Origin of the sequence: Thermovibrio guaymasensis (assembly GCF_003633715.1) — a bacterium.
GTDB lineage: Bacteria > Aquificota > Aquificia > Desulfurobacteriales > Desulfurobacteriaceae > Thermovibrio > Thermovibrio guaymasensis.
This window is the reverse complement of sequence record NZ_RBIE01000001.1, coordinates 494,295-514,880: the sequence shown is the minus strand read 5'-3', so window position 1 is coordinate 514,880 and position 20,586 is coordinate 494,295. Positions and strand designations below refer to the sequence as shown.

General features: G+C 44.5%; 22 protein-coding genes. 3 read left to right on the top strand and 19 right to left on the bottom strand.

Features of this window, described 5'->3' with window-relative positions; genetic code table 11:
• The 15 genes from C7457_RS02865 to C7457_RS02795 all read right to left on the bottom strand — a co-directional run bounded on the left by C7457_RS02865 (position 1) and on the right by C7457_RS02795 (position 13,081).
• Positions 1 to 1,452, bottom strand: a complete 1,452-nt coding sequence (locus C7457_RS02865; protein ID WP_121169930.1) for a complex I subunit 4 family protein — start codon at positions 1,450 to 1,452, stop codon at positions 1 to 3.
• A 10-nt stretch (positions 1,453 to 1,462) separates the two neighbouring features.
• Entirely contained in the window at positions 1,463 to 3,328 is a 1,866-nt protein-coding gene (nuoL, locus tag C7457_RS02860; protein WP_121169929.1) for an NADH-quinone oxidoreductase subunit L, read from the bottom strand.
• A gap of 2 nt (positions 3,329 to 3,330) precedes the next feature.
• Entirely contained in the window at positions 3,331 to 3,624 is a 294-nt protein-coding gene (gene nuoK / locus C7457_RS02855; protein ID WP_121169928.1) for an NADH-quinone oxidoreductase subunit NuoK, read from the bottom strand.
• Positions 3,621 to 4,100, bottom strand: coding sequence for an NADH-quinone oxidoreductase subunit J family protein (locus C7457_RS02850; protein ID WP_121169927.1), 480 nt, complete (start codon positions 4,098 to 4,100; stop codon positions 3,621 to 3,623). The genes nuoK and C7457_RS02850 overlap by 4 nt, the downstream gene beginning before the upstream one ends.
• Positions 4,097 to 4,552 (bottom strand): NADH-quinone oxidoreductase subunit NuoI, encoded by a 456-nt coding sequence (nuoI, locus tag C7457_RS02845; RefSeq protein WP_121169926.1) that lies wholly within the window; start codon positions 4,550 to 4,552, stop codon positions 4,097 to 4,099. The genes C7457_RS02850 and nuoI overlap by 4 nt, the downstream gene beginning before the upstream one ends.
• Before the next feature lie 13 nt (positions 4,553 to 4,565).
• Positions 4,566 to 5,525, bottom strand: a complete 960-nt coding sequence (gene nuoH / locus C7457_RS02840; RefSeq protein WP_121169925.1) for an NADH-quinone oxidoreductase subunit NuoH — start codon at positions 5,523 to 5,525, stop codon at positions 4,566 to 4,568.
• Positions 5,522 to 5,995, bottom strand: a complete 474-nt coding sequence (locus C7457_RS02835; RefSeq protein WP_121169924.1) for a Crp/Fnr family transcriptional regulator — start codon at positions 5,993 to 5,995, stop codon at positions 5,522 to 5,524. Before C7457_RS02835 ends, nuoH begins: the two co-directional genes overlap by 4 nt.
• Entirely contained in the window at positions 5,996 to 8,182 is a 2,187-nt protein-coding gene (locus C7457_RS02830) for a 2Fe-2S iron-sulfur cluster-binding protein (protein WP_121169923.1), read from the bottom strand.
• Positions 8,182 to 9,450, bottom strand: coding sequence for an NADH-quinone oxidoreductase subunit NuoF (gene nuoF, locus C7457_RS02825; RefSeq protein WP_170137332.1), 1,269 nt, complete (start codon positions 9,448 to 9,450; stop codon positions 8,182 to 8,184). The genes C7457_RS02830 and nuoF overlap by 1 nt, the downstream gene beginning before the upstream one ends.
• Positions 9,451 to 9,933, bottom strand: coding sequence for an NADH-quinone oxidoreductase subunit NuoE family protein (locus tag C7457_RS02820; protein ID WP_121169921.1), 483 nt, complete (start codon positions 9,931 to 9,933; stop codon positions 9,451 to 9,453). It lies immediately after the preceding gene.
• Positions 9,930 to 11,111, bottom strand: coding sequence for an NADH dehydrogenase (quinone) subunit D (gene nuoD, locus C7457_RS02815; protein WP_121169920.1), 1,182 nt, complete (start codon positions 11,109 to 11,111; stop codon positions 9,930 to 9,932). The genes C7457_RS02820 and nuoD overlap by 4 nt, the downstream gene beginning before the upstream one ends.
• Positions 11,112 to 11,114: 3 nt before the next feature.
• A complete protein-coding gene (locus tag C7457_RS02810; RefSeq protein WP_121169919.1) occupies positions 11,115 to 11,600 on the bottom strand; it encodes an NADH-quinone oxidoreductase subunit C in 486 nt (161 codons plus the stop codon).
• Positions 11,588 to 12,073 (bottom strand): NADH-quinone oxidoreductase subunit B, encoded by a 486-nt coding sequence (locus C7457_RS02805; protein WP_121169918.1) that lies wholly within the window; start codon positions 12,071 to 12,073, stop codon positions 11,588 to 11,590. Before C7457_RS02805 ends, C7457_RS02810 begins: the two co-directional genes overlap by 13 nt.
• Positions 12,064 to 12,429 carry an NADH-quinone oxidoreductase subunit A gene (locus tag C7457_RS02800; RefSeq protein ID WP_211321808.1) on the bottom strand — a complete coding sequence of 122 codons (366 nt, stop codon included), beginning with the start codon at positions 12,427 to 12,429 and terminating at the stop codon, positions 12,064 to 12,066. Before C7457_RS02800 ends, C7457_RS02805 begins: the two co-directional genes overlap by 10 nt.
• 67 nt (positions 12,430 to 12,496) lie before the next feature.
• Positions 12,497 to 13,081 carry a Fe-S-containing hydro-lyase gene (locus tag C7457_RS02795; protein ID WP_121169917.1) on the bottom strand — a complete coding sequence of 195 codons (585 nt, stop codon included), beginning with the start codon at positions 13,079 to 13,081 and terminating at the stop codon, positions 12,497 to 12,499.
• Between the two features lie 82 nt (positions 13,082 to 13,163).
• Here C7457_RS02795 and C7457_RS02790 point away from each other — a divergent pair, with 82 nt between their 5' ends.
• Both C7457_RS02790 and C7457_RS02785 read left to right on the top strand, forming a co-directional pair.
• On the top strand, positions 13,164 to 13,964 hold the full coding sequence (locus tag C7457_RS02790) for a glucosaminidase domain-containing protein (RefSeq protein ID WP_245939564.1): 801 nt from the start codon (positions 13,164 to 13,166) through the stop codon (positions 13,962 to 13,964).
• Positions 13,867 to 14,928, top strand: coding sequence for a polysaccharide deacetylase family protein (locus C7457_RS02785; RefSeq protein WP_121169916.1), 1,062 nt, complete (start codon positions 13,867 to 13,869; stop codon positions 14,926 to 14,928). Before C7457_RS02790 ends, C7457_RS02785 begins: the two co-directional genes overlap by 98 nt.
• Before the next feature lie 3 nt (positions 14,929 to 14,931).
• On the opposite strand, the gene C7457_RS02780 is transcribed toward C7457_RS02785, so the two are convergent.
• The gene (locus tag C7457_RS02780; RefSeq protein ID WP_121169915.1) at positions 14,932 to 15,534 is read right to left on the bottom strand and encodes a peroxiredoxin; all 603 of its coding nucleotides are present in this window, start codon (positions 15,532 to 15,534) and stop codon (positions 14,932 to 14,934) included.
• Positions 15,535 to 15,697: 163 nt separating this feature from the next.
• Positions 15,698 to 16,312: a peroxiredoxin gene (locus tag C7457_RS02775; RefSeq protein ID WP_121169914.1), complete on the bottom strand. Its 615-nt coding sequence runs from the start codon at positions 16,310 to 16,312 to the stop codon at positions 15,698 to 15,700.
• 107 nt (positions 16,313 to 16,419) lie between these two features.
• On the opposite strand from C7457_RS02775, the gene C7457_RS02770 reads away from it, so the two are divergent.
• Positions 16,420 to 17,241: an RluA family pseudouridine synthase gene (locus C7457_RS02770; RefSeq protein WP_121169913.1), complete on the top strand. Its 822-nt coding sequence runs from the start codon at positions 16,420 to 16,422 to the stop codon at positions 17,239 to 17,241.
• Between the two features lie 3 nt (positions 17,242 to 17,244).
• On the opposite strand, the gene rpoD is transcribed toward C7457_RS02770, so the two are convergent.
• Together rpoD and dnaG are read right to left on the bottom strand one after the other, a co-directional pair.
• Complete coding sequence (rpoD, locus tag C7457_RS08990) at positions 17,245 to 18,942, bottom strand: RNA polymerase sigma factor RpoD (RefSeq protein WP_338065548.1); 1,698 nt, start codon at positions 18,940 to 18,942, stop codon at positions 17,245 to 17,247.
• A 4-nt stretch (positions 18,943 to 18,946) separates the two neighbouring features.
• The gene (gene dnaG / locus C7457_RS02760; protein WP_121169911.1) at positions 18,947 to 20,584 is read right to left on the bottom strand and encodes a DNA primase; all 1,638 of its coding nucleotides are present in this window, start codon (positions 20,582 to 20,584) and stop codon (positions 18,947 to 18,949) included.
• Positions 20,585 to 20,586: the final 2 nt, after the last annotated feature.

The window sequence follows — 20,586 nt, the reverse complement described above, 5'->3', positions numbered from 1 at the left end:
TTAAACGCCCCCTAAAAGCTCATGGGTGTATACGTGAAGAAACTTCATTATAAATTCGGGGTTAAAGCCCCACCAAACCACTAAAATCGCTAAAAGGCCTAACGAAAGGAGCTCCCTCCTATCAAGGTCTTTAAAGGAGAGAACCTTCAGCTCAAGGAAGAAGACGTTCCTGTAGGTATAGAGCATGTAAGCAGCTCCAAATATAACGCCAAGGGCCATAAGGTAAGCAGTAAGGTGCGAAGCCTTATAACCTCCAAGTATTGTAAGGAACTCCCCTACAAAGGAGCTCGTTCCAGGAAGGCCAACGTTTGCCATAGTAAAGAGCATACCAAGGGTAGCAAGTTTTGGAGCAAGGGCAGCTAACCCTCCCATCTTTGATATCTCCCTGGTATGGAGCCTTTCGTAGATAACTCCTACCAAGAAGAAGAGGGCCCCACTAACTAGACCGTGACTTAACATCTGAAAGATGGCTCCCTCTATCCCTTGAACAGTCAGAGAGAAAAGACCTATCATAACGAACCCCATATGGGAAACAGAACTGTAGGCAATAACCTTCTTAAGGTCCTTCTGAACAAGGGCTACAAGTGCAGTGTAGATAACAGCAATAACCCCCAAAACGAAAATTATGGGAGCGTACATCCTGTAAGCCTCTGGAAAGAGGGGAAGGGAAAACCTCAAAAATCCGTAGGTTCCCATCTTCAGTAAAACTCCGGCAAGTATTACACTACCGGGAGTTGGAGCCTCAACGTGGGCATCTGGAAGCCAAGTATGAAAAGGGAAAACGGGAACCTTAACTGCAAAGGCTATAAAGAAGGCCCAGAAGAGCCACTTCTGGAGCTCCAGAGGGAGTTTTACGCTTAGGAGGTGCTGAAGGTCAAAGGTGAAGTTTCCAGTTAAAGAGGTGTAAAAGACGACCAAAACAACCATTCCGACGAGGAGGAAGATACTTCCTGCAAAGGTGTATATGAAGAACTTTAAGGCAGAGTAAATTCTCCTCTCCCCTCCCCAAATTCCAATTATCAAGGACATCGGAACTAACATCGCTTCCCAAAAGATGTAAAAGAGTAGGAGATCAAGGGAAACGAAAACCCCTAACATGGCAGTCTCTAAGAGGAGAAGGAGGGCGTAGAAGAGCTTCTTCCTCTTACCAATGTAGTTCCAGGCAGAGGGAACGGCTATGAAAGTTAAGAGGGCGGTCATGAGGACCATCACCAAACTAAGACCGTCAACTCCAACCTTGTACTTAATTGAGAGGCTCGGCAACCAGTGGCCGTAGTCAATAAACTGGAAGGAGGAGGACTTAGAAGGGTCAAACTGGAAGAGTAGTAAAACGGCAAGGACTAAGACGAGACCTGTGGTAACCAAAGCTATCCACTTAGCCCTCTCCTCACTCCTACAGAGGGCAACTAAGAGAGCTCCAAAAAGAGGCAAAATCAACATTAAGCTAACCATCAATCCACCCCTAAACCAGCCAGATAATTGTTATAACAAGGACTAAACCGAGAGCAAAGTAAAGGGCGTAGGCGTTAACAACCCCCGTTTGGCTCAGCCTTAAAACCTCTCCAAAATACTTGCTGAAGAGGGCAACGCAGTTCACAATTCCGTCTATAACGTACTTATCAACGAAGGCAGAAATCCTACCAACTCTAAAGCCAACCCCTCTAACAAACAGGTAGTAGTATATTTCATCAAAGTAGTACTTGTTGTAAACGACAGTGTAGAGGGGTTTTACGAGGGGATTTTCCGTAATAACTTCTGGAGATAGCTTCCTCCAGTAGTAGAAGAGGGCGGCAACTATGAGGCCCAAAAGGGCAAGGGATACCGTTATGAATACTAAGGAAAGTTCAGTAGAGTGGGAAACCTCCCTCAAGTGGTTGGGAACGCTCCTTCCCAAAAACTCAGTAAACCATCCCTCAAGGAAACCGGCAAAAATGGAAGGGACGGAGAGGACAATTAACGGAACCGTCATAACAGCGGGAGATTCATGGAGGTGCTTTCTCTCCCTTTGGCCGAACCTCTCTTCCCCGAAGAAGACGAGGAAGATTAACCTACCCATGTAGAGGGCAGTCAGGAGAGCTCCGAGGGTCAAAAAGAGCCACCACAACAGGTAACCGTTTGCGTAAGTTGAAAGGATTATCTTGTCCTTACTGAAAAAGCCGGCAAAGGGAGGAATTCCAACCAGAGCCAAACTTCCAATTATGAAAGTGGTTCCGGTAACTTTCATGTACTTGAAGAGCCCTCCCATCTTCCTTATGTCCTGCTCACCGTCCATAGCGTGAATTACGCTTCCAGAACCAAGGAAGAGAAGGGCTTTAAAGAAGGCATGGGTAAAGAGGTGAAACATGGCAAAAACGTAAGCCCCTACACCTAAGGCTGCAAACATGTACCCAAGCTGAGAAAGGGTTGAGTACGCAAGAACCCTCTTTATATCAAACTGGGTCAAACCTACGGTGGCCGCTCCAAAGGCTGTAATTACCCCAATTATCCCAACAACACCAAGAACGCTACTGCCATCGTAAATAGGCCAACACCTAGCCACCATAAAGACTCCAGCAGCGACCATGGTTGCTGCGTGGATGAGGGCCGAAATCGGAGTAGGTCCCTCCATTGCGTCAGGAAGCCAGGTGTGGAGAGGGAACTGGGCAGACTTACCAACTGCTCCTCCAAGGAGGAGAAGGGCTATCAAACTGAGAACCCCTGCAGAAACCTTTGAAACCTGAGAGAAGACCTGATCAAACTCTAGAGAACCGAAAACCCAGAAAATAGAAACCAATCCAAGAATAAACAGGAAGTCACCAACCCTGTTCATCAGGAAGGCTTTAATTGCAGCATCGGCGGCCCTCTTCCTTTTAAACCAGAAACCGATAAGCAGGTAAGAGGAAAGGCCGACTGCCTCCCAACCGAAGAAGAGCTGAAGGAAATTCGGTGATAGAACCAAAACGAGCATTGAAAATGTAAAGAGGCCTAAGTAGGCAAAAAACCTATCGTACCCAGGGTCTTCTTCCATATAACCTATAGAGTAGAGGTGAACAAAGAAGGAGACGAAGTTAACGACAAAAAGCATAACAGCAGTTAAGGAATCAACGTACCCTCCAAATGAGGCAGAAAGACCTCCGGAAACCAGCCAGGTAAACCAGTTCTCACTTATAACTCTTCCCCCCATAACTTCAAAGAGGAGGTAAGTGGATAGAAGGAGGGAGATACCAACTGTAACAAGGCCAAAGTAGTGGCCCTTTCTCTTTAAGGAACCAACTTTAAAGAAGACCCCAAGGCCAGATATTAGGAAAGAGATAAGGGGTAAAGCCGCTATCCAGAACGTTATTCCCATCCCTACCACCTCAGAGAGCTGTAATCTTCAGTATTAACACTCCCTCTCAACCTGTAGAGGGCAACTACTATAGCAAGGCCAACGGCTGCTTCAGCTGCAGCAACAGCAAGGACGAAAAAGACAAAGATTTCCCCGTAAAGATTCCCATGAACCTTTGAAAAACCTACAAAGAGAACGTTTGCACTGTTTAAAAGGAGCTCCAGAGAGAAAAAGAGGGAGATTACGTTCCTCCTTACAACAATCCCAAAAAGGCCTATACAGAAGAAAAGAGCGCTGAGTATTACATAACCGATCATTTCTCCCTCCTTCCAACGGCAACGGCACCAATGGTAGCTACGAGAAGGAGAACAGAGATAACCTCAAAGGGCAGTAGGAACTTGTAAAAGAGTGGAGATGCAAGCTCCCTTGCCCCTGAAATCTCTACCTTCGGAACTCTACCTAAGTTAGCTAGACCATAAACAATCAGGAGGAAGAGGATACCTGAGAGGAAACCTCCCAGAGAAACAAATCCTAAACTTAAAGGTTGCTCCCTAATCTTCTTCAAATCCATAGTCATAAGGGCAAAGAGGTAGAGAACTATAATAGCCCCACCGTAAACAATTACTTGAACAATTCCTATAAACTCGGCTCCTGAGGCAAAGTAAACCGCTCCAAGGGAAACGAAAGAGCCAAGCAGGAAAACTCCTCCTCTTATAACGTTCCTCTGGGTAACTGCCAACAGGGCCAAGACCACAGAAAGGAAACCAAATAAGTAGAAGAAAACGTCATTCATTTCCTCTTCCTCTCCCACTCCTGATAGTACTTCCCCAGCTCTAAAAGGTCCTCTTTATGAAGAATGAGCTTCTCTAACCTATACTGGGAAAATTCGTAGATATCGGTCATAACTATAGCGTCCCTCGGGCAGGCCTCAACGCAAAGGCCACAGAAGAGACACCTGGTTAAGTCTACAGTAAAGTCAACAAGCTCTTTTTTACCGTCCTTCCCCTCGGTCATTTCCATGTCTATAACGTTGCTCGGACACATTTCGGCACACAAGAAACAGGCTTCACACCTATAAGAGCCATCAGGGTTAAGCTTTAGAGCGTGTATCCCCCTAAACCTATCCCTCGGAGGGACTTTCTCGTAAGGGTAGTGAACAGTCACAGTAGGCTTAAACATCGTCTTAAGCGTAACCTTCATCCCCTTTAACAGGTCTGAAAAGGTAACTTTCTTCAAAACTCCCATTTTCTCTCCTCTTCTAACCAACGAGTAAGGCCTCTGCAGCAGCAATAAAGATGTTCAGTATAGAAAGGGGAAGGAAAACTTTCCACATAATGCCTAACATCTGGTCAAACCTGTAACGAGGAAAAGTTGCCCTCAACCAAAAGGATAAGAATACGAAGAAACTAGCCTTAAGTAAGTGGTAGAGAACCCCTAGAATTGGATACTCCTTCGCAAAAGGACCGCTCCAGCCTCCAAAGAAAAGCAGGGAAACAACTAAGGATAGAACGATAATGTTTATGTACTCGCCGAAGAAGAAAGCAGCAAACCTCATTCCAGAGTACTCTGTGTGGAAACCACCAACCAGCTCACTTTCACCTTCAGGAAGGTCAAAGGGAGGTCTACCTATCTCGGCAATCATCATAACTAAAAAGATTAAAAAGGCTATAGGCTGATAGAGAATTCCCCAACCGTGGGACTGCTGCCACTTTACGATCTCGTTAAAGTCAAAAGAGCCAAATAGGATTACAGCTGCCATAAGGGCAAATCCCATAGGAAGTTCATACCCTAGAACCTGAGCAGCAGCTCTCATCCCAGCTAAAAAGGAGTACTTGTCGTTTGAGGAGTAACCTGCAAGGAAAAGGGCGTAGATTGATATCGCACTCATCGCCATAACAAAGAGCAAACCTGACTTCATCGGAACGGCATTTATAAACCCTATAGGAACAACGCTTGCAGCAAGGAGAGCTGAAAAAACGCTAAAGGAGGGAGCAACTATAAAGAGGAACTTATCAGAGCCCTTCGGGATAACGTCCTCCTTGAAAATCAGCTTTATTGCATCGGCAATCGGCTGAAGTATTCCGTGGGGGCCTACAACCATAGGGCCGGGTCTTTGCTGCATATGACCTAATACTTTCCTCTCAAGGTAAGTTATAGGAGGAACGGCAACCAACATTAAGAGAACGATGAAAAGAAGGCTTAAGAAGTTATCAATCACTTCTTGGGACCTCCCCAGATAAAACAGGTAGTATCAACGAACTTCTTATTCATCTCTTTAAGCCTTTCGGCAATTATCCTTGCTATCTCCTCAAGGAGTTTAATGGCAAGTTGGGGATCCTCCTCCTTCAACTTTTCATACCCTTCTCTAGTTAGAATGAGGGCATGAGTCTCTTTAAGGGCAACTCCCTTTGAAGAGTGGAGTTTGTTGCTGAAAAATGAGAGCTCCCCAAGAGGAGTCCCCTCCTCACTAACGGCAACCCTCACCATATTTCCAAAGGGATCAGGCCTGTAAAGGCCCACCCTTCCTTTAACTATGAAGAATATCTTATCCCCAGGGTCTCCTTCCTCAAATAGAACCTCATCCTTTGGGTAGACCTTATAATCAAGGTAGTTGGCTATCTCCTGAAGTTCCTTCTCCGTAAAATTCTCAAAAAGTGGGAACTCCTTCGCAAGCTCTACTTTAACCATCTATTCCTCCGAAATTTCACATTTAACTCCCGTTAAGAATGGGAAAGCCCCCCCTAAGAGGTTTGAAACGTCCCTAGTAAACCTCTCTACCCTAAGGAGAGCATGACCTTTAGGAACTCTCTCATCCTTAACCGACTTAACGGTAATTTCACCGCCTTCTGTTTTTAAAACTACCAACTCTCCCTTAAAGTCATCCGGGTTAAGGTATAAAGTCCTCTCACCGGCTACCTTTGCAACGTTTTTAGAGTAATAGCTTACAGAATTCCAACCGGTTCTGTTTGGTAGGACTGTGAGGAGGAAATCTCCTTCTTTCCTGTCCAACTTCCTTACTCCCGGCTCTTTAGTGACTTTAATCTCAACCTTCTCTTCACTCTCAATCTCACAAACGGGAAGTTGAGAGAGGAAGTCTATTAGGGAACTTTCAACTTCCAAGTCGGTGTTAAGGGAAAGTTCTCCTTCAATTCCTGTAAAAGTTCCCCCCTTCTCAAGTCCCAGTTCAATAGGAATAACGAGGTCTGCAAGAGGAACTTCGTGGGTATAGAAAGGAGTAAAGAGAACTGTAAACCCAGCCTCCGGAAGTTCAAGGCCGAAGAAGTCCCTATCAAACTCAGCATTAACTATAACGTTCACCTCACCTTCAAGCTCTTTAGGCCTTTTTAGGTTAAAGCTATTAATAACTCCTAAGGAGTTGGCTTTTGGCGGAACGGCAACTAAACTACAGTTACCGGCCCTATCTGCAAGGTAAGCAACAGTTTTACCTATCTCTTCAGCTTCAACAGAGTAAGGTGTTAAACCGGCAAGGATGAAAGCTACCCTTTTACCCCTTAAAACTTTGGCAACGGAGTCTATATCCTTACTACCGCTCGTGTAGGAAGTATCAAAAGTTCCCAATATTAAGTGTTTCAAAGTATCCACTATCTCCGTTTGAGGAACAGATAGGGTGGAGAAAGAGACCGAATCAAGCTTTGAAGGGAAAGAACCAAGGCGGATTAACCTTTTCCCCTTCTGAATAACGGCAAGCCTTAAAAGGGTTGAGACAACAGGGGTTATTTCCTCCACAAAATCTCCAACTAGGAAGATTACGTCTGAGTCATAGATTGAAGATAGGGAATCTGTTTTAAGAACTCCCGTTACAGATGCAATTCCCCTTAGGAGGTTAAAGTAACCTAAAGAGTCACTAACAGCCTGATTTCCAAAAACAGCTTTAAGCCTATCTAGCTCCTCGTTAGTTAAGGAACTCTCTAAGAAGAGGTTCACTCTCTTTCCGATAACTCTTTCCTTTAGAACCTCTAGAGCTTGGTCAAAGGAAATCTTCTTAAGCTCTCCACCTTCCTTTAAAAGGGGCTCCTTCAACCTTTTATCAGAGTAGATAATATCCCAACCCCACTTCCCTCTAACGCACAGATAACCTTTGTTGTGGCCTTCGTTGATTCCTATTCTTCCAACAGCCCTTTTAACTTTCTTGTGATAAGTGTCTATTTCAACCCTACACCCGCTACCGCAGAGGGAACAGGTAGTCCAGGTCTTAGTCATTCTCCAGGGCCTATCCTTGTACTTAAAAGCCCTATCTAGGAGAGAACCTACAGGGCAGACGTCTACACAACTTCCACAGTGTTCACAGCCACTCTCAAGGAAATCTCCATTAAAGGGAGATATGTATGCCCTGTATCCCCTATTTAAAATTCCCAAGACCCTGTTACCCATATTCTCGCCACACATCCTTATACAGCGGCGGCAGAGGATGCACCTATCGTTGTCTATCTCAATTAAAGGCCCTTGAATCACTATATCCTTCTCACGGCGGGGCTCTCTATAGCGACTCTTCTTAGGACCGTTCCTAAAGCCCGTCATCTGAAGTTCACACTCACCAGACTTATCACAGATGGGACACTCAAGGGGATGGTTATTCAGAATCATCTCAATAACTCTAGCCCTTGCAAGGCGGACCCTCTCAGTATTGGTCCTAACGACCATGTTCGGCATAGCCTTTAAAGTGCAGGCGGTAACTAGGCGGGGAGCTCCTTCAACTTCAACCAGACAGACCCTGCAGGCCCCCTCTGGACGGAGCTCCTTGTGGTGACAGAATACGGGAATTATTATTCCGTTCCTCTGAGCAACCTCTAAAACGGTTTCTCCGGGAAAAGCTTCACACTCCTTACCGTCAATAACTATCTTAAAGCTCTCCATTAGACACTCCTAAAGGGGCATCTTCCAAGTTTAACGTGCAGAAGGTACTCATCTTTAAACTTCCGGACCGTTGAGGCAGCTGGGTTGTGAGCTGCCATTCCAAGACCGCAGAAAGAGTTTTCCATAGTCTCAGAGATAGAGAGGATAACATCAAGGTCATCCTCACTTCCCTTACCTTCTTCTATCCTCCTTAAAATCCTAACCAGCCAGTCTGTTCCCTCACGGCAGGGAGTACACTTACCGCAGGATTCGTGTCTGAAGAACTCAGTTAGCCTGAGGGTAGCCTTAACTATACAGTCCGTCTCATCAAGAACCATAATTGCCCCTGAACCGAGCATTGTTCCTGCCTTAGCAAGGGAAGGAAAGTCCATAGGGACGTTTATCTCCTCACTGGTTAAAACGGAGCTTGAGGCTCCTCCCGGGAAAACCGCCTTTAGCTTCCTATCTTTAACTATCCCTCCGGCATGTTCAAAAATTATCTCCTCTAAAGGAGTTCCCATAGGAAGCTCATAAACCCCAGGCCTCTTAACTTTCCCGCTAACCGGAAAGAGCTTCGGACCAGGGCAGTCTGGAGAACCTATCTGGGAGTACCACTTTCCTCCTCTTTCAATTATTAGAGGAACGTTGGCAAGGGTCTCCACGTTGTTAACTACTGTAGGTTTCCACAGGTAACCTGCATTAACGGGAAAGGGAGGCTTTATCCTTGGCTCTCCCCTCTTCCCCTCCAACGACTCAATAAGTGCAGTTTCTTCACCGCAGATGTAGGCTCCTGCACCGCTGTGAACGTAAAGGTCAAAGGAGAAGTCAGTTCCTAATATGTTCTCTCCTAAAAAACCCCTTTCGTAAGCCTCAGCTATTGCCCTCTCTAAAATCTTCCTCCCTATAGGGTATTCACCCCTTATGTAGATGTACCCGTAGCGGCACCCTGTTGCATAGGCACCGATTAACATTCCCTCAATCAGGGCGTGGGGATCCTTTTCAATTATTACCCTATCCTTAAAGGTACAGGGTTCCCCTTCATCGGCGTTACAGACAAAGAACTTGGGCTCCTTAACGTCTGCAGCCGCAAACTCCCACTTCATACCTGTGGGAAAACCTGCTCCTCCACGACCCCTTAGTCCGCTTATCTTAACTTCCTCTACCACGTCATCTGGGGTCATCTCTTTAAGGGCCTTCTTAAAGGCCCGATACCCGCCGCCCGATAGGTAGACATCTATGGTATGGGAGTTTTCCTTATCAACGTTCCTGAGCAAAAGCTTTTCCATCAACTACTCCCCTTTCCAGCCAAACTTCTTCAAAATCTGCGGAAGCTCCTCTTTCTTAACCCTTAAAAACCTCTCCTCGTTAATCGTTAAGGCTGGAGCTCCGTCACAGAGGCCCATACACTCGTACTCCTCAAGGGTAAAGAGACCGTCAGGAGTAGTTTGGCCAACCTCTATCCCAAGCAACCTTTTAAGCTCGCTCACGATGTCCTCAGCACCGTTTAGCATACAGGAGAGGTTCGTACAGACTCTTATAACGTACTTTCCCTTCTCCTTAGTATGAAACATTGCATAGAAGCGGGCAGCTTCTTCAACCTCAACTAAAGGAAGTTCAAGTTCCTGAGCGATTATCCTGATGATCTCCGGATCAATCCTTGAAAAGTTCTTCTCAGCAATCCAGAGCGAAGGTAGAGTGTAAGATTTTAGGCTCGGGTATTTATTTGAAGCCTTTAACTTCTTAATCTCCTCCCTAAACTCTTCATAGGTCATCTATCAACCTCTCCCATCAGTGGATCAAGACTTCCAATTATTGAAATAACGTCTGCAAGGTAGTGACCCTTTAAGAGCTGTGGTAGTATTGAGATGTTTATTAAGGAAGGAGGTCTAATCCTCAGCCTGTAAGGTTTATTTGAACCATCACTCACTATGTAGTAGCCCAGCTCTCCCCTCGGTCCTTCAACAGCTGCATAGACCTCACCTGGAGGTGGAGTTATACCGTGAATTACAAGTTCAAACTGCTGTATTAGGCCAACCATAGTGTTATAAACTTCCTCTTTAGGAGGAAGGATGACAGTCGTATCCTCTATCTGAACCGGACCTTCCGGCATCCTCTCAAGGCACTGCTTTATAATCTTTAGAGATTCTCTCATCTCGTCCATCCTAACCCTGTAACGGTCGTAAACGTCACCGCCGGTATAGACAGGAACCTTAAAGTCAAGCTCATCGTAAACGCAGTAGGGGTAGTACTTCCTAACGTCGTAATCGCAACCTGCAGCCCTTAAAGTTGGCCCAGTTATCCCCCAGTTTATGGCAGTCTCCTTATCAATTATCCCTACTCCCTTAGTCCTTGACAGCCAAATCCTGTTTTCAGTTAAGAGAGTTTCATACTCGTCTAACTTCTCAGGGAAAAACTCAAGGAAATGGTTGAGCTCATCTAAAAACCTATCCGTCGTATCTGCAGCAACTCCGCCAATCCTCATATAGCCCGTATGGAGCCTTCCACCGGCAATCTCCTCAAAGAGGTCAAGTATCTTCTCCCTCTCCCTGAAGGCGTAGAGGAAAACGCTCATAGCTCCAAGCTCAAGGGCATGGGTCCCAAGCCATATTAGGTGGGAGGAGATACGGGTAAGTTCAGCCATTATTACCCTTAAAAACTGGGCCCTACGAGGAATTTTGTCCTCTATCCCCAGCAACTTCTCAACGGCTAGAACGAAACCGAGTTCGTTGGAATTGGCAGAGACGTAGTCAACCCTATCAAAGACGGGAAGGATCTGCATGTACTTCCTGTGTTCTGCTAACTTCTCAACACCCCTGTGGACGTAACCGATTACCGTGTCGGCGTTAACTATCTTCTCTCCTTTTAGTTCAAGAATGAGCCTCAAAACTCCGTGGGTTGAAGGGTGTTGAGGCCCCATATTTAGTATTAAATCGGCCTTCTCTCTCTCCATTATCTACTCCCAATCCCAAACGTCACAGGGGGCTTCCTTGCCCTCAAGTGGAAAGTCTTTACGAAGGGGAAAGTAAGGGTACTTTTGAGGTAAGAGGAGTTTTCTCAGCTCCCTTCCTGTAAACTTTACTCCAAACATCTCGTAAGCTTCCCTCTCAAGCCAATCAGCAGCCTTCCAGAGCTCTACAACGGAAGGAACTTCTTCACCCTCTGCCCAGCACTTAACCCTTAAGTTGTGCCTAAGGGAAAGGGAACGGAGGTGGTAAACAACCTCAAAACGGGGATTTCTATCGGGGTAATCAACTACAGTCAGGTCAACAAGCATATCCATCTTAAACCTGTCATCGTGCTTTAAAAAGCCCATAAAGGTTAAGAGAACTTCCTTTTCAACCTCAAGGGAGGTCTCACCCCTTAAGTTCGGAAGTTCCCTTACCTTTCCTTTAAATTCTTCCTTTAGAACTTCAACCAGACTATCACTTAAGTAGAGCATCCTTCTCCACCGCCAACTATTATTGGCTTATCCCTCTTAATCTTCTTCTTTAAGAGAATTAAAGCCTCGTAGAAAGCTTCAGGTTTTGGAGCACACCCTGGAACGTAGACGTCTACCGGAACTATACAGTCAAGCCCCCTTAGTGTAGAGTAGGTCTGGAAGATGTTACCGCTTATAGCACAACTACCTACCGCAATAGCCCACTTAGGGTCCGGCATCTGATCCCAGAGCCTCTTTATGATCGGAGCCATCTTCCTGCTTATCGTTCCACACATTATTAGGAGGTCACACTGCCTCGGTGTGTTCCTGAAGATAACGCCGAAACGGTCAAAGTCGTAACGGGAAGCAGCAGCTGCCATCATCTCAATTCCGCAACAGGCAGTCGCGAAGGCAAGGGGCCATAGAGAACCTTTCCTTCCCCAGTTGATAAGTTCTTCAAGCTTAGTTAAGAAAATTCCCTCTCCTATTCCCACTTTAGAGCTCCCTTTACTAAAGCGTAGAGAAATCCGACTAAAAGAATCCCAACAAAGAGAAACGCTTCAATAACCCCAAATACCCCTAGCTCCCTGAAAGCTACTGCCCAGGGAAAGAGAAAAACAGTCTCAAGGTCAAAAAGGAGGAAGACAAGAGCAATTACGTAAAAGAAGGCAAAGTAATGCCTGTCAAAGGGAAAGACTTTCGGTATCCCACACTCGTAAGGTTCGTACTTGTCCCTTTCTTCCCTGTTTATCTTTAAAAACCTGTTAGTAATAAAGTTAACGTTTGGAACGACAATGGCTACCGTAAGAGCTATAAGGAAAAAGGCGAAGAGGATTAAGTAACTCTCCACTTTACCATCTCCACGATCTTTTAATATAAAAGAAAAGCGATACAAATTTTAACAAATTTTTAACAACTTACCTGCACTTGGAGAGCTCCAAATCCTCAATCTCCTCAAACTGACACCTTCCCATCCTGTAAAGGTCGTTACCGTAGATATCGTTAACGACAAAGGCTGGAAAGTCCTCAACAACAAGCCTTCTAATTGCTTCAGGTCCTAAGTCCTCGTAAGCAACAACCTCCGCACTCTTCACACAGCGGGCAAGGTAGGCTGCGGCTCCACCAACGGCCCCAAAGTAAACGCCTTTGTACTTCTTAATAGCTTCAATAACTTCCTGACTCCTCGTTCCCTTGCCTATCATCCCCTTTAAACCTTCAGAAAGGAGTCTTGGAGCATAAGGATCCATCCTGTAACTAGTAGTCGGTCCTACTGAACCTATAGGCCTTCCAGGCTTAGCAGGAGCAGGACCGGCGTAGTAGATAATCTGCCCCTTCAACTCTATTGGAGGCTTCTCCCCTCTATCAAGTGCCTCTACAATCCTCTTATGGGCTGCGTCCCTTGCAGTATAGATAACTCCAGAGATTAAAACTAAATCGCCCGCCTTTAAATTTTCAACTACAGAATCGTCAGTAATAGGAGCTTTAATCCTTATTGCAGACATGCAAAACCTCCTTTCCTTTTTCGCTCAAGTATAACAAAAGGAAATAAATTTACCGCTGAAAAACCAAATAAGAGGTTTAGGCTTGAGGTTTAAGTCTGCAGCGCTTTTAGCACCTGTGGTTGTTTTAACCGGAGTTTTTGTAGGAATTAACAGTAGTGATAAGAAGGAAGGTAGTCAGACAGAAGCCCAATTAGTGCCTCCTATTGAGCCAAAAGTAGAAGTTAAGGAAGAGGTAGAAGTAAAGAGGCCCTTACCGTCCCACATTTCTTTAAAGGAACTTCCTATAGAGGAGAGGAAAAGAGAGTTTGTAAGGGTAATGTTACCGCTAATTAGAAGGGCAAACGAGGAAGTTTTAAGGGAGAGAGAGTTTTTGCTTAAAGTTAAGGATAAAGAGGAGTTAACTTTTGAGGAAGAGAAAAGACTTAAAAAACTTATGGAGAAATACAGAACACAGGATATAGGAGAACTCCTTAAAAGGGTAAATACAGTGCCTGAAGGTCTTGTCCTTGCCCAGGCAGCAGTAGAGAGTGGTTGGGGGACTTCAAGGTTCTTCACAGAGGCAAACAACGCCTTTGGAATCTACGCATTCAGAGGAGGTAAGTGTTTAAAAGCAAAAGGGTCTTCTGCATGCCTGAAAGTTTACAACTCCCTGTACGAATCTGTAAAAGACTACATCTACAACCTAAACGTAGGTTGGGCTTACGAAAGGTTTAGAGAGCTAAGAAGTAAGGGAGCTGATATCTACACCCTTATAGATAGTTTACACAGTTACTCTGAGAGGAAAGATGAGTACACAGAGCTCCTTAAAAAGGTGGTTAAGAAGAACGGTTTTGACTCTACTGACCAGCCTCTGTTTGCTTCAAACAGCCTCAGCATTAGATAACTACGCAACCATCTTTGTTTTCCACAGGTTTGGAGACAAACGCTACCCCTCAACGTCAGTTTCACTTGATGACTTTAGGAGAGAGCTCTCCTACCTGAAAGAGAATGGGTACCAGGTTATAAGCCTTGAGCAGTTGTACAAAACTATCTCTTCGGGTAAGGAGATCCCAAAAAAGAGCGTAGTGATAACAATTGATGACGGGTATAGAACAACTTATAAGGCTTTTAAAATCTTAAAAGAGTTCAAATTTCCATTCACAGTTTTCCTCTATATGGAAACCATAGATAGATACCCTGACTTTCTGACTCTAAAACAAATCAGGGAAATGGAAGAGAGCGGGCTTGTAGACTTTGAAAACCACCTTTACAGCCATCCAAGCCTTGCAAAACTGAGGGCAGAACTTCCAAGAGAGAGTTACTTGAAAGTTTTAAAAAGGGAAGCTGAACTCTCTGAAAAGAGATTTAAGGAAATCTTCGGTAGAAAACCGAAATTTTTAGCTTTCCCATACGGGGAGTACGACAAAATTTCAGTAAGTTTCTTTAAAGAGAGAGGATACAAACTCCTCCTAACTCAAGACAGGGGAAGTTACAGCGGGAAAGGTATCCTAGTTCCAAGGTTTGCAGTAGTTGGAAATCAATCAGGATTCAAAAACTTCGTAAGGAATTTGCAAATAGAACCTTTAGTAGTTGAGGAACACAAACCAGACATCGGTCTAATCAAAACCGATTTAGTGGAAATAGCATTTAAGGTTGAAAAACCTGAAGAGTATAAATCCTGTTGGATTTACTTAACAGGAAATGGCTGGGTAAGGGGAATCAGGGAAAAAAGTTGGATAAGGAGCCCTTTCAAGTTGAAGTTAAAGAAGTTAAGAAGTAGAGCAGGAATAAGGTGTATAAATAGGGAAATGGGAAAGAGAGCAGAGTTTTTCTACTTAATCATTGGAAAAGGGGCAAAAGCCCCTTAAAAGTTAGGATAGGATTTCATCAATAGTAATAACTGTTCCAACCTTACCGGCAATGTCTGGGCCGGGCTTGAGGGTCTTCTTACCGGGTCTCCAGTTTGCAGGGCAAGCCTCCTCTGGATGCTCGTAAACGTACTTCCAGGCATCAAGCTGTCTTAATAGCTCATTTACGTTCCTTCCAACCGGAGGATTAAGTACTTCTTCAGCCACTATAACTCCGTCTGGATTGATAATAAACCTTCCCCTCCTCGCTATTCCAGCCTCTTCAATGTATACGCCGTAATCCCTTGCAGTCTTTCCTGTTGGGTCTGCAGCAAGTGGAAACTTTAAGTCCTTCAGTAGAGGTTCTACTTCACAGAAGAGCTGATGGCTAAATTGAGTATCAGTTGAAACTGCAAGGACGTCTGCTCCTAAATTCCTAATCTCTTCCAGTTTTGCGTTAACTGCTGCAATCTCCGTTGGACAGACGAAAGTGAAGTCTGCCGGATAGAAGCAGAGGACTAAAAACTTTCCTTGATAGTCTGAGAGCTTTACTGTAGTGTACTCCTTCTTAACCGGGTCGTAAGCGTTGAGGGTAAAGTCTGGTGCTTTCTGGCCTACTAATGCCATCTCCTTCCTCCTGAAAATTTTTTTCATTTGTTTCTACATTAAAATTAGGAAGGAATGGCAGTTAGTCAACTATAAATAACTATAACTGCTATAGCTAATTTCTATAGAAATAGCAAAAGAAAAAGGGAGCAAAAGCCCCCTTAGGTCCTTAAGTGAAGTCCCTTTAAGATAGGATTTCGTCAATAGTGATAACACTTCCAACCTTACCGGCAATGTCTGGACCGGGCTTGAGGGTCTTCTTACCGGGTCTCCAGTTTGCAGGACAAGCCTCCTCTGGATGCTCGTAAACGTACTTCCAGGCATCAAGCTGCCTTAATAGCTCATTTACGTTCCTTCCAACCGGAGGATTAAGCACTTCTTCAGCCACTATAACTCCGTCTGGATTGATAATAAACCTTCCCCTCCTTGCTATTCCAGCCTCCTCAATGTATACGCCGTAAGTCCTTGAAACTTCTCCCGTTGGATCTGAACCAAGGAGGTACTTAACGTCCTTCATTAGGGGTTCTACCTCACAGAAAATCTGGTGGCTGAAAACTGTATCGGTTGAGATCGCTAGAACCTCTGCTCCACGTGACTTAATCTCGTCGTACTTAGCTGCGACCGCAGCCAACTCTGTTGGTCAGACAAAGGTAAAGTCTGCTGGGTAGAAGCAGAGGATTAAGAACTTCCCTTCGTTATTTGGAACGTAATCGCTCAGGGATACTTCTACGTACTTCTTGTTTACCGGATCATAGGCCTGAACTTTAAACTCAGGTGCTTTTTGACCTACTAATGCCATTTTTTCCCTCCTGAAATTTGTTTTCAATTTACTTTCATTTTTAAAATTAAAAAGACAACTCCTTAATACAACTATCTTTAGCATTGATTTTTTCTATAGGAGAAGAGATGGAAAAGTTTAAATTTCTAGGAGAAAAAAGGAAAAAACTGGTGGAAGAGGTCGGTAAGGCAGTAGGCTCAAAGAAGAGGGCAAAAAAGTTAATAGATGAGGGTTTGGTATCCGTTAACTACAGGAAAGAGCTAATAGGAAGAAAGACCTTAAAGGGAGGAGAAAGAATAATCTTTCCCTATCCAGAAGACTTATTTAAGAAGCCTGAAGTTAAACTCCTTAAAAGGGAAGGGGAGATTTGGATCTTTAACAAACCTCCTTTCATAACAACAAACGAAGGAAAGGGAAGTTTGGAAGACATCATTAGGAAGGAATTCAATCCGGATTTAAGGGTAGTCCACAGGCTGGACAAGCAAACATCAGGAGTAATAATTGCAGTAGAGGGGAAAGATATATTTGATAGGTTTAAAGAGCTCTTTAGGAGGAGAGAGTTAGAGAAAGAGTACTTTGCTTTAGTTAAAGGAGAATTAAGAAGGAAAAGGGTAATAAAGACTCCTATTGAGGGAAAGCCAGCAGTGACTGAAGTGGAACCTGTTGAAATCTTTAAAGGGACAACCTTACTAAAAGTAAGGATAGAAACCGGAAGGAAACACCAGATAAGAAGACACCTAGCTCAAATCGGCCACCCTGTTGTAGGTGAGTTTAAGTACTACAGGGGAAGTTGGAAGGAGGAGCTCCTGTTTGCACCGAGGATTCTCCTCCACAGCAGGAAAATTTCATTTAAACACCCTGAAACCGAGAAGAAAATAGAAGTTAAGTCTGAAGTCCCAGAGGACTTTAAGGAATTCCTAAATTGGTTAAGGGAGAGGAAAGGGGAATAACCCCTACCTCTCAAGGAAAATAGAGAGATCTATATTAAGACCTGCGTTCCTCAACTTCCTCAAAGCCTTAGACTCTATCTGCCTTATCCTCTCCCTCGTAACTTTAAGCTCTTTACCAACCTGCTCTAAAGTGTGTTCCGGATAACCGTCAAGTCCGAACCTGAGCTTTAGAACTAAAGCTTCCCTTTCACTCAGCTGTGAAAGGAGCTGATTTACCTTTTCCTGTAAGTCCTTCTTTATAACCTCATGCTCAGGGATAGGGCTCTTCGTATCCTCAATAAAGTTCCCGAGGGTACTATCCTCATCGTCACCAATCGGAGTTTCAAGGGAAACTGGTTCCTGAGCAAGCTGAAGAATTGAACGAACTTTGCTTGCAGGCATCCTTAACCTTTCTGCAATCTCTTCAGGCCTTGGCTCCCTTCCCATCTCAAGGAACATTTGGCGGGAAATCTTTATCACCTTATTAATAGTTTCTATCATATGAACCGGAATCCTTATGGTCCTAGCCTGATCGGCAATTGCCCTGGTTATGGCCTGTCTAATCCACCAAGTAGCGTAGGTTGAAAATTTATAACCCCGCCTGTACTCAAACTTATCAACGGCTTTCATAAGGCCTATATTCCCTTCTTGAATCAGGTCAAGGAAGTGAAGCCCCCTGTTTATGTATTTCTTAGCAATACTCACAACTAACCTCAAGTTTGAGCGAACCAAGATCTGCTTGGCCTCCTGGGAATCCTTCTTATAGAAGTAGATCTTCTCTGCAAGTTTATAGAAGGCGTTCCTCGGCATATCAAGGGAATCTATGATCTGTTTATAGGTCTCCTTCGTATCAAGGTACTTCTTAACCATTTTCTTAATTTCTCTCGTCGTGTAAGGAGAAGCGTCTATCTTCTCCCTCACCTCATCATCATCAAGCTTGTAACATATCTCCTCTATAGGAATCCCTATAAATGAAAGTTTCCCGCTTAACTTCTGAATACTCCTTTCACTCTTCTTAAGGAGCTTATATTTTTTGTATATATCGTCGGCCATTCTTTCATAAATTGAGTAGGAAAGTGGAAGTTGCCTTAAAAGGTTGTTGATTCTCGCCCAAACTTTAAGGAACTCTCTCTTAACCTCTGGGTTTTTCTTATTTCTCCTGTACTGCTTCTGAAGCTTTTGAAACTGAGGAAGGAGGTTCTTTATTTCTTCAGTAATGGCAAAGAACTTTTTCTTCCTCTGGCTCTCTCCTCCCTCTGCAAATTCATCGGGAGAACGCATTATATCCCTTACTTTAATCTCTCCTTCCTTTATCTTTTCCTCTACCTCAAGAACGTAGTTAAGAACTGCGTTTGTCTTCAGGAGATACCTTACTAACGCCTTCCTCCCAAGCTCAACCCTCTTAGCAAGGGAGATCTCTTCGTGCCTCTTTAAGAGAGAGATCCCGCTCATCTCCCTTAAGTAGAGGCGAATTGGGTCATCTGAACGGGGAAGAGTATCAGGAGCAATCGTTATCTGAAGTTTAGATAAGTCAACCTGCTCCTCCCCCTCTTTTGGTATAATGTGAATATCGTACTCGTCCAGTTGGGTTATAAGCTCTTCTATGAGCTCTGGTGTGAGCACCTCCTCGTCCAGGTGCTCCATCAGCTCATCAAAGGTAATGTAGCCCTTGTCCCTACCTAAGGCTATAATCTCGTCAAAGTTTACCCGTTCCAAGACCACCTCCTTAATTGGTTTTTACTTGACTGACAACTCCTAAATCTCCCTTCTTTAAGCTAAAGATTATCCTCTTTATCCTCATCTTCTCCTTAAGTTCCTTTGTCTTTTTCAATCTCCTCTCAAGCTCCTTTGTCAAGAGCCTGCACATAGACTTGAGAACGTCATCTTCAGATACTTCCATTAGAAGGAGCTCCGATATCAAACCGGCTTCCTCAGGGTACTGACTCTGCAAAATGGTAGGTTCCCTCACTTCCGTCTTTATCAAGACCGTATAGAGCTTAGCTACCTTTGAAGAAACAAAGACTGTTGGGGAGAGCTCCACAGGAAGTTTCAAGCTTCCCTCAAGGAGGGCTTTAAGGAAAACTTTCTCGTGGAAGGGTATTGGCTCTTCTTCAGATTGATTCTTCTCCTTAAAGAACCTAGGGGAGTACAGTTTTACCCACCTTTCGTCAATTCCAAACTCTGCAGAGAGAAGGGATAAGTACTCCTTAAACAGGATAGGGTTAACCGACTGAAGAGGAGCTATACTCTGGGCAATTAACCTCAGGAAATCCCCCCTCTCTTCAGCCGAAACCACCTTTGCGCTCTTAATAGCCCACCCTATAAAGGGTTGAGGAGCTGCGATGAGCTTCTCCAAAAGCTGAGGATCTCTCCTTGAGAGGCTATCGGGATCCTCCCCTTCAGGAAGCTGAACAACTAAAGGTTCACAGCCGAACTTCAGAAAGAGCCCAGCTGAGCGAACCGTTGCTTTCCTCCCGGCACCGTCTCCGTCAAAAAGAAGGAGAGGCCTGTTGCAGTAGCGCTTAATAAACTTAACGTGGTTCTCTGTGAGGGAAGTTCCCATAGGAGCAACGGCCCTCTTAACCCCTACCTTATGGAGGGAGATAACGTCAAAATAACCTTCAACAACTATAACTTGGCGGCTCTTCAGGACCTCTTCCCTTGACTGGTAGAAACCGTAAAGGAGAGAACCCTTTTTAAAGAGATTACTCTCAGGACTGTTTATGTACTTAGGAGAACCGCTCTCCCTTAAAGTCCTGCCGGCAAAGGCTACAACTTTCCCAGAGTGATTGAAGATTGGAATTATAAGTCTATCGAAAAAAAACTCTTTACCACTTTGACTAACAAGGCCGAGAGCTCCCAGAACCTCTTTCGGTATATCCCTAAGTTCCCTTAAGTAGCCCCTCGGTGCGTAGCCTAAAAGGAACCTATCGGCTGTTTCCCTATCAATACCTCTACTCTCCAAATAGTCTGAAACTTTTTCTAAGTAAGAGTTAAAAAGCTTTGCAACCCTATACCCGAACTCCTCAACTTCTAAACCTTCTTCCCTATCCTTAAAGTCTTCTTGGGAGAGCTCTACTCCACAGATTTCAGCAACTCTCTTTACAGCCTCGTAGAAAGAAACTCCTTCGTACTTCTCCACAAAAGTTATTGCATTTCCCCCAACTCCACAGCCAAAGCACTTGAAAATCTGCTTTTCAGGACTGACAACAAATGAGGGAGTTCTTTCGTGGTGGAAAGGACACAGGGTCGTAAAGTTCCTCCCAACCTGCTTTAAAGGGACGTAGTGGGAGATAACATCTACTATATCAACCTGAGAGAGTAACTCTTCAACGAAGGAGTGGGAGACCCTGGAGCTCCCCAATT

Excerpts from the sequence above, each read along its gene's own strand:
- C7457_RS02865 (WP_121169930.1), bottom strand. The coding sequence starts at position 1,452 with ATGGTTAGCTTAATGTTGATTTTGCCTCTTTTTGGAGCTCTCTTAGTT.
- nuoL (WP_121169929.1), bottom strand. The coding sequence starts at position 3,328 with ATGGGAATAACGTTCTGGATAGCGGCTTTACCCCTTATCTCTTTCCTA.
- nuoK (WP_121169928.1), bottom strand. The coding sequence starts at position 3,624 with ATGATCGGTTATGTAATACTCAGCGCTCTTTTCTTCTGTATAGGCCTT.
- C7457_RS02850 (WP_121169927.1), bottom strand. The coding sequence starts at position 4,100 with ATGAATGACGTTTTCTTCTACTTATTTGGTTTCCTTTCTGTGGTCTTG.
- nuoI (WP_121169926.1), bottom strand. The coding sequence starts at position 4,552 with ATGGGAGTTTTGAAGAAAGTTACCTTTTCAGACCTGTTAAAGGGGATG.
- C7457_RS02835 (WP_121169924.1), bottom strand. The coding sequence starts at position 5,995 with ATGGTTAAAGTAGAGCTTGCGAAGGAGTTCCCACTTTTTGAGAATTTT.
- C7457_RS02830 (WP_121169923.1), bottom strand. The coding sequence starts at position 8,182 with ATGGAGAGCTTTAAGATAGTTATTGACGGTAAGGAGTGTGAAGCTTTT.
- C7457_RS02820 (WP_121169921.1), bottom strand. The coding sequence starts at position 9,933 with ATGACCTATGAAGAGTTTAGGGAGGAGATTAAGAAGTTAAAGGCTTCA.
- nuoD (WP_121169920.1), bottom strand. The coding sequence starts at position 11,111 with ATGGAGAGAGAGAAGGCCGATTTAATACTAAATATGGGGCCTCAACAC.
- C7457_RS02810 (WP_121169919.1), bottom strand. The coding sequence starts at position 11,600 with ATGCTCTACTTAAGTGATAGTCTGGTTGAAGTTCTAAAGGAAGAATTT.
- C7457_RS02795 (WP_121169917.1), bottom strand. The coding sequence starts at position 13,081 with ATGTCTGCAATAAGGATTAAAGCTCCTATTACTGACGATTCTGTAGTT.
- C7457_RS02785 (WP_121169916.1), top strand. The coding sequence starts at position 13,867 with ATGAGTACACAGAGCTCCTTAAAAAGGTGGTTAAGAAGAACGGTTTTG.
- C7457_RS02780 (WP_121169915.1), bottom strand. The coding sequence starts at position 15,534 with ATGGCATTAGTAGGCCAGAAAGCACCAGACTTTACCCTCAACGCTTAC.
- C7457_RS02770 (WP_121169913.1), top strand. The coding sequence starts at position 16,420 with ATGGAAAAGTTTAAATTTCTAGGAGAAAAAAGGAAAAAACTGGTGGAA.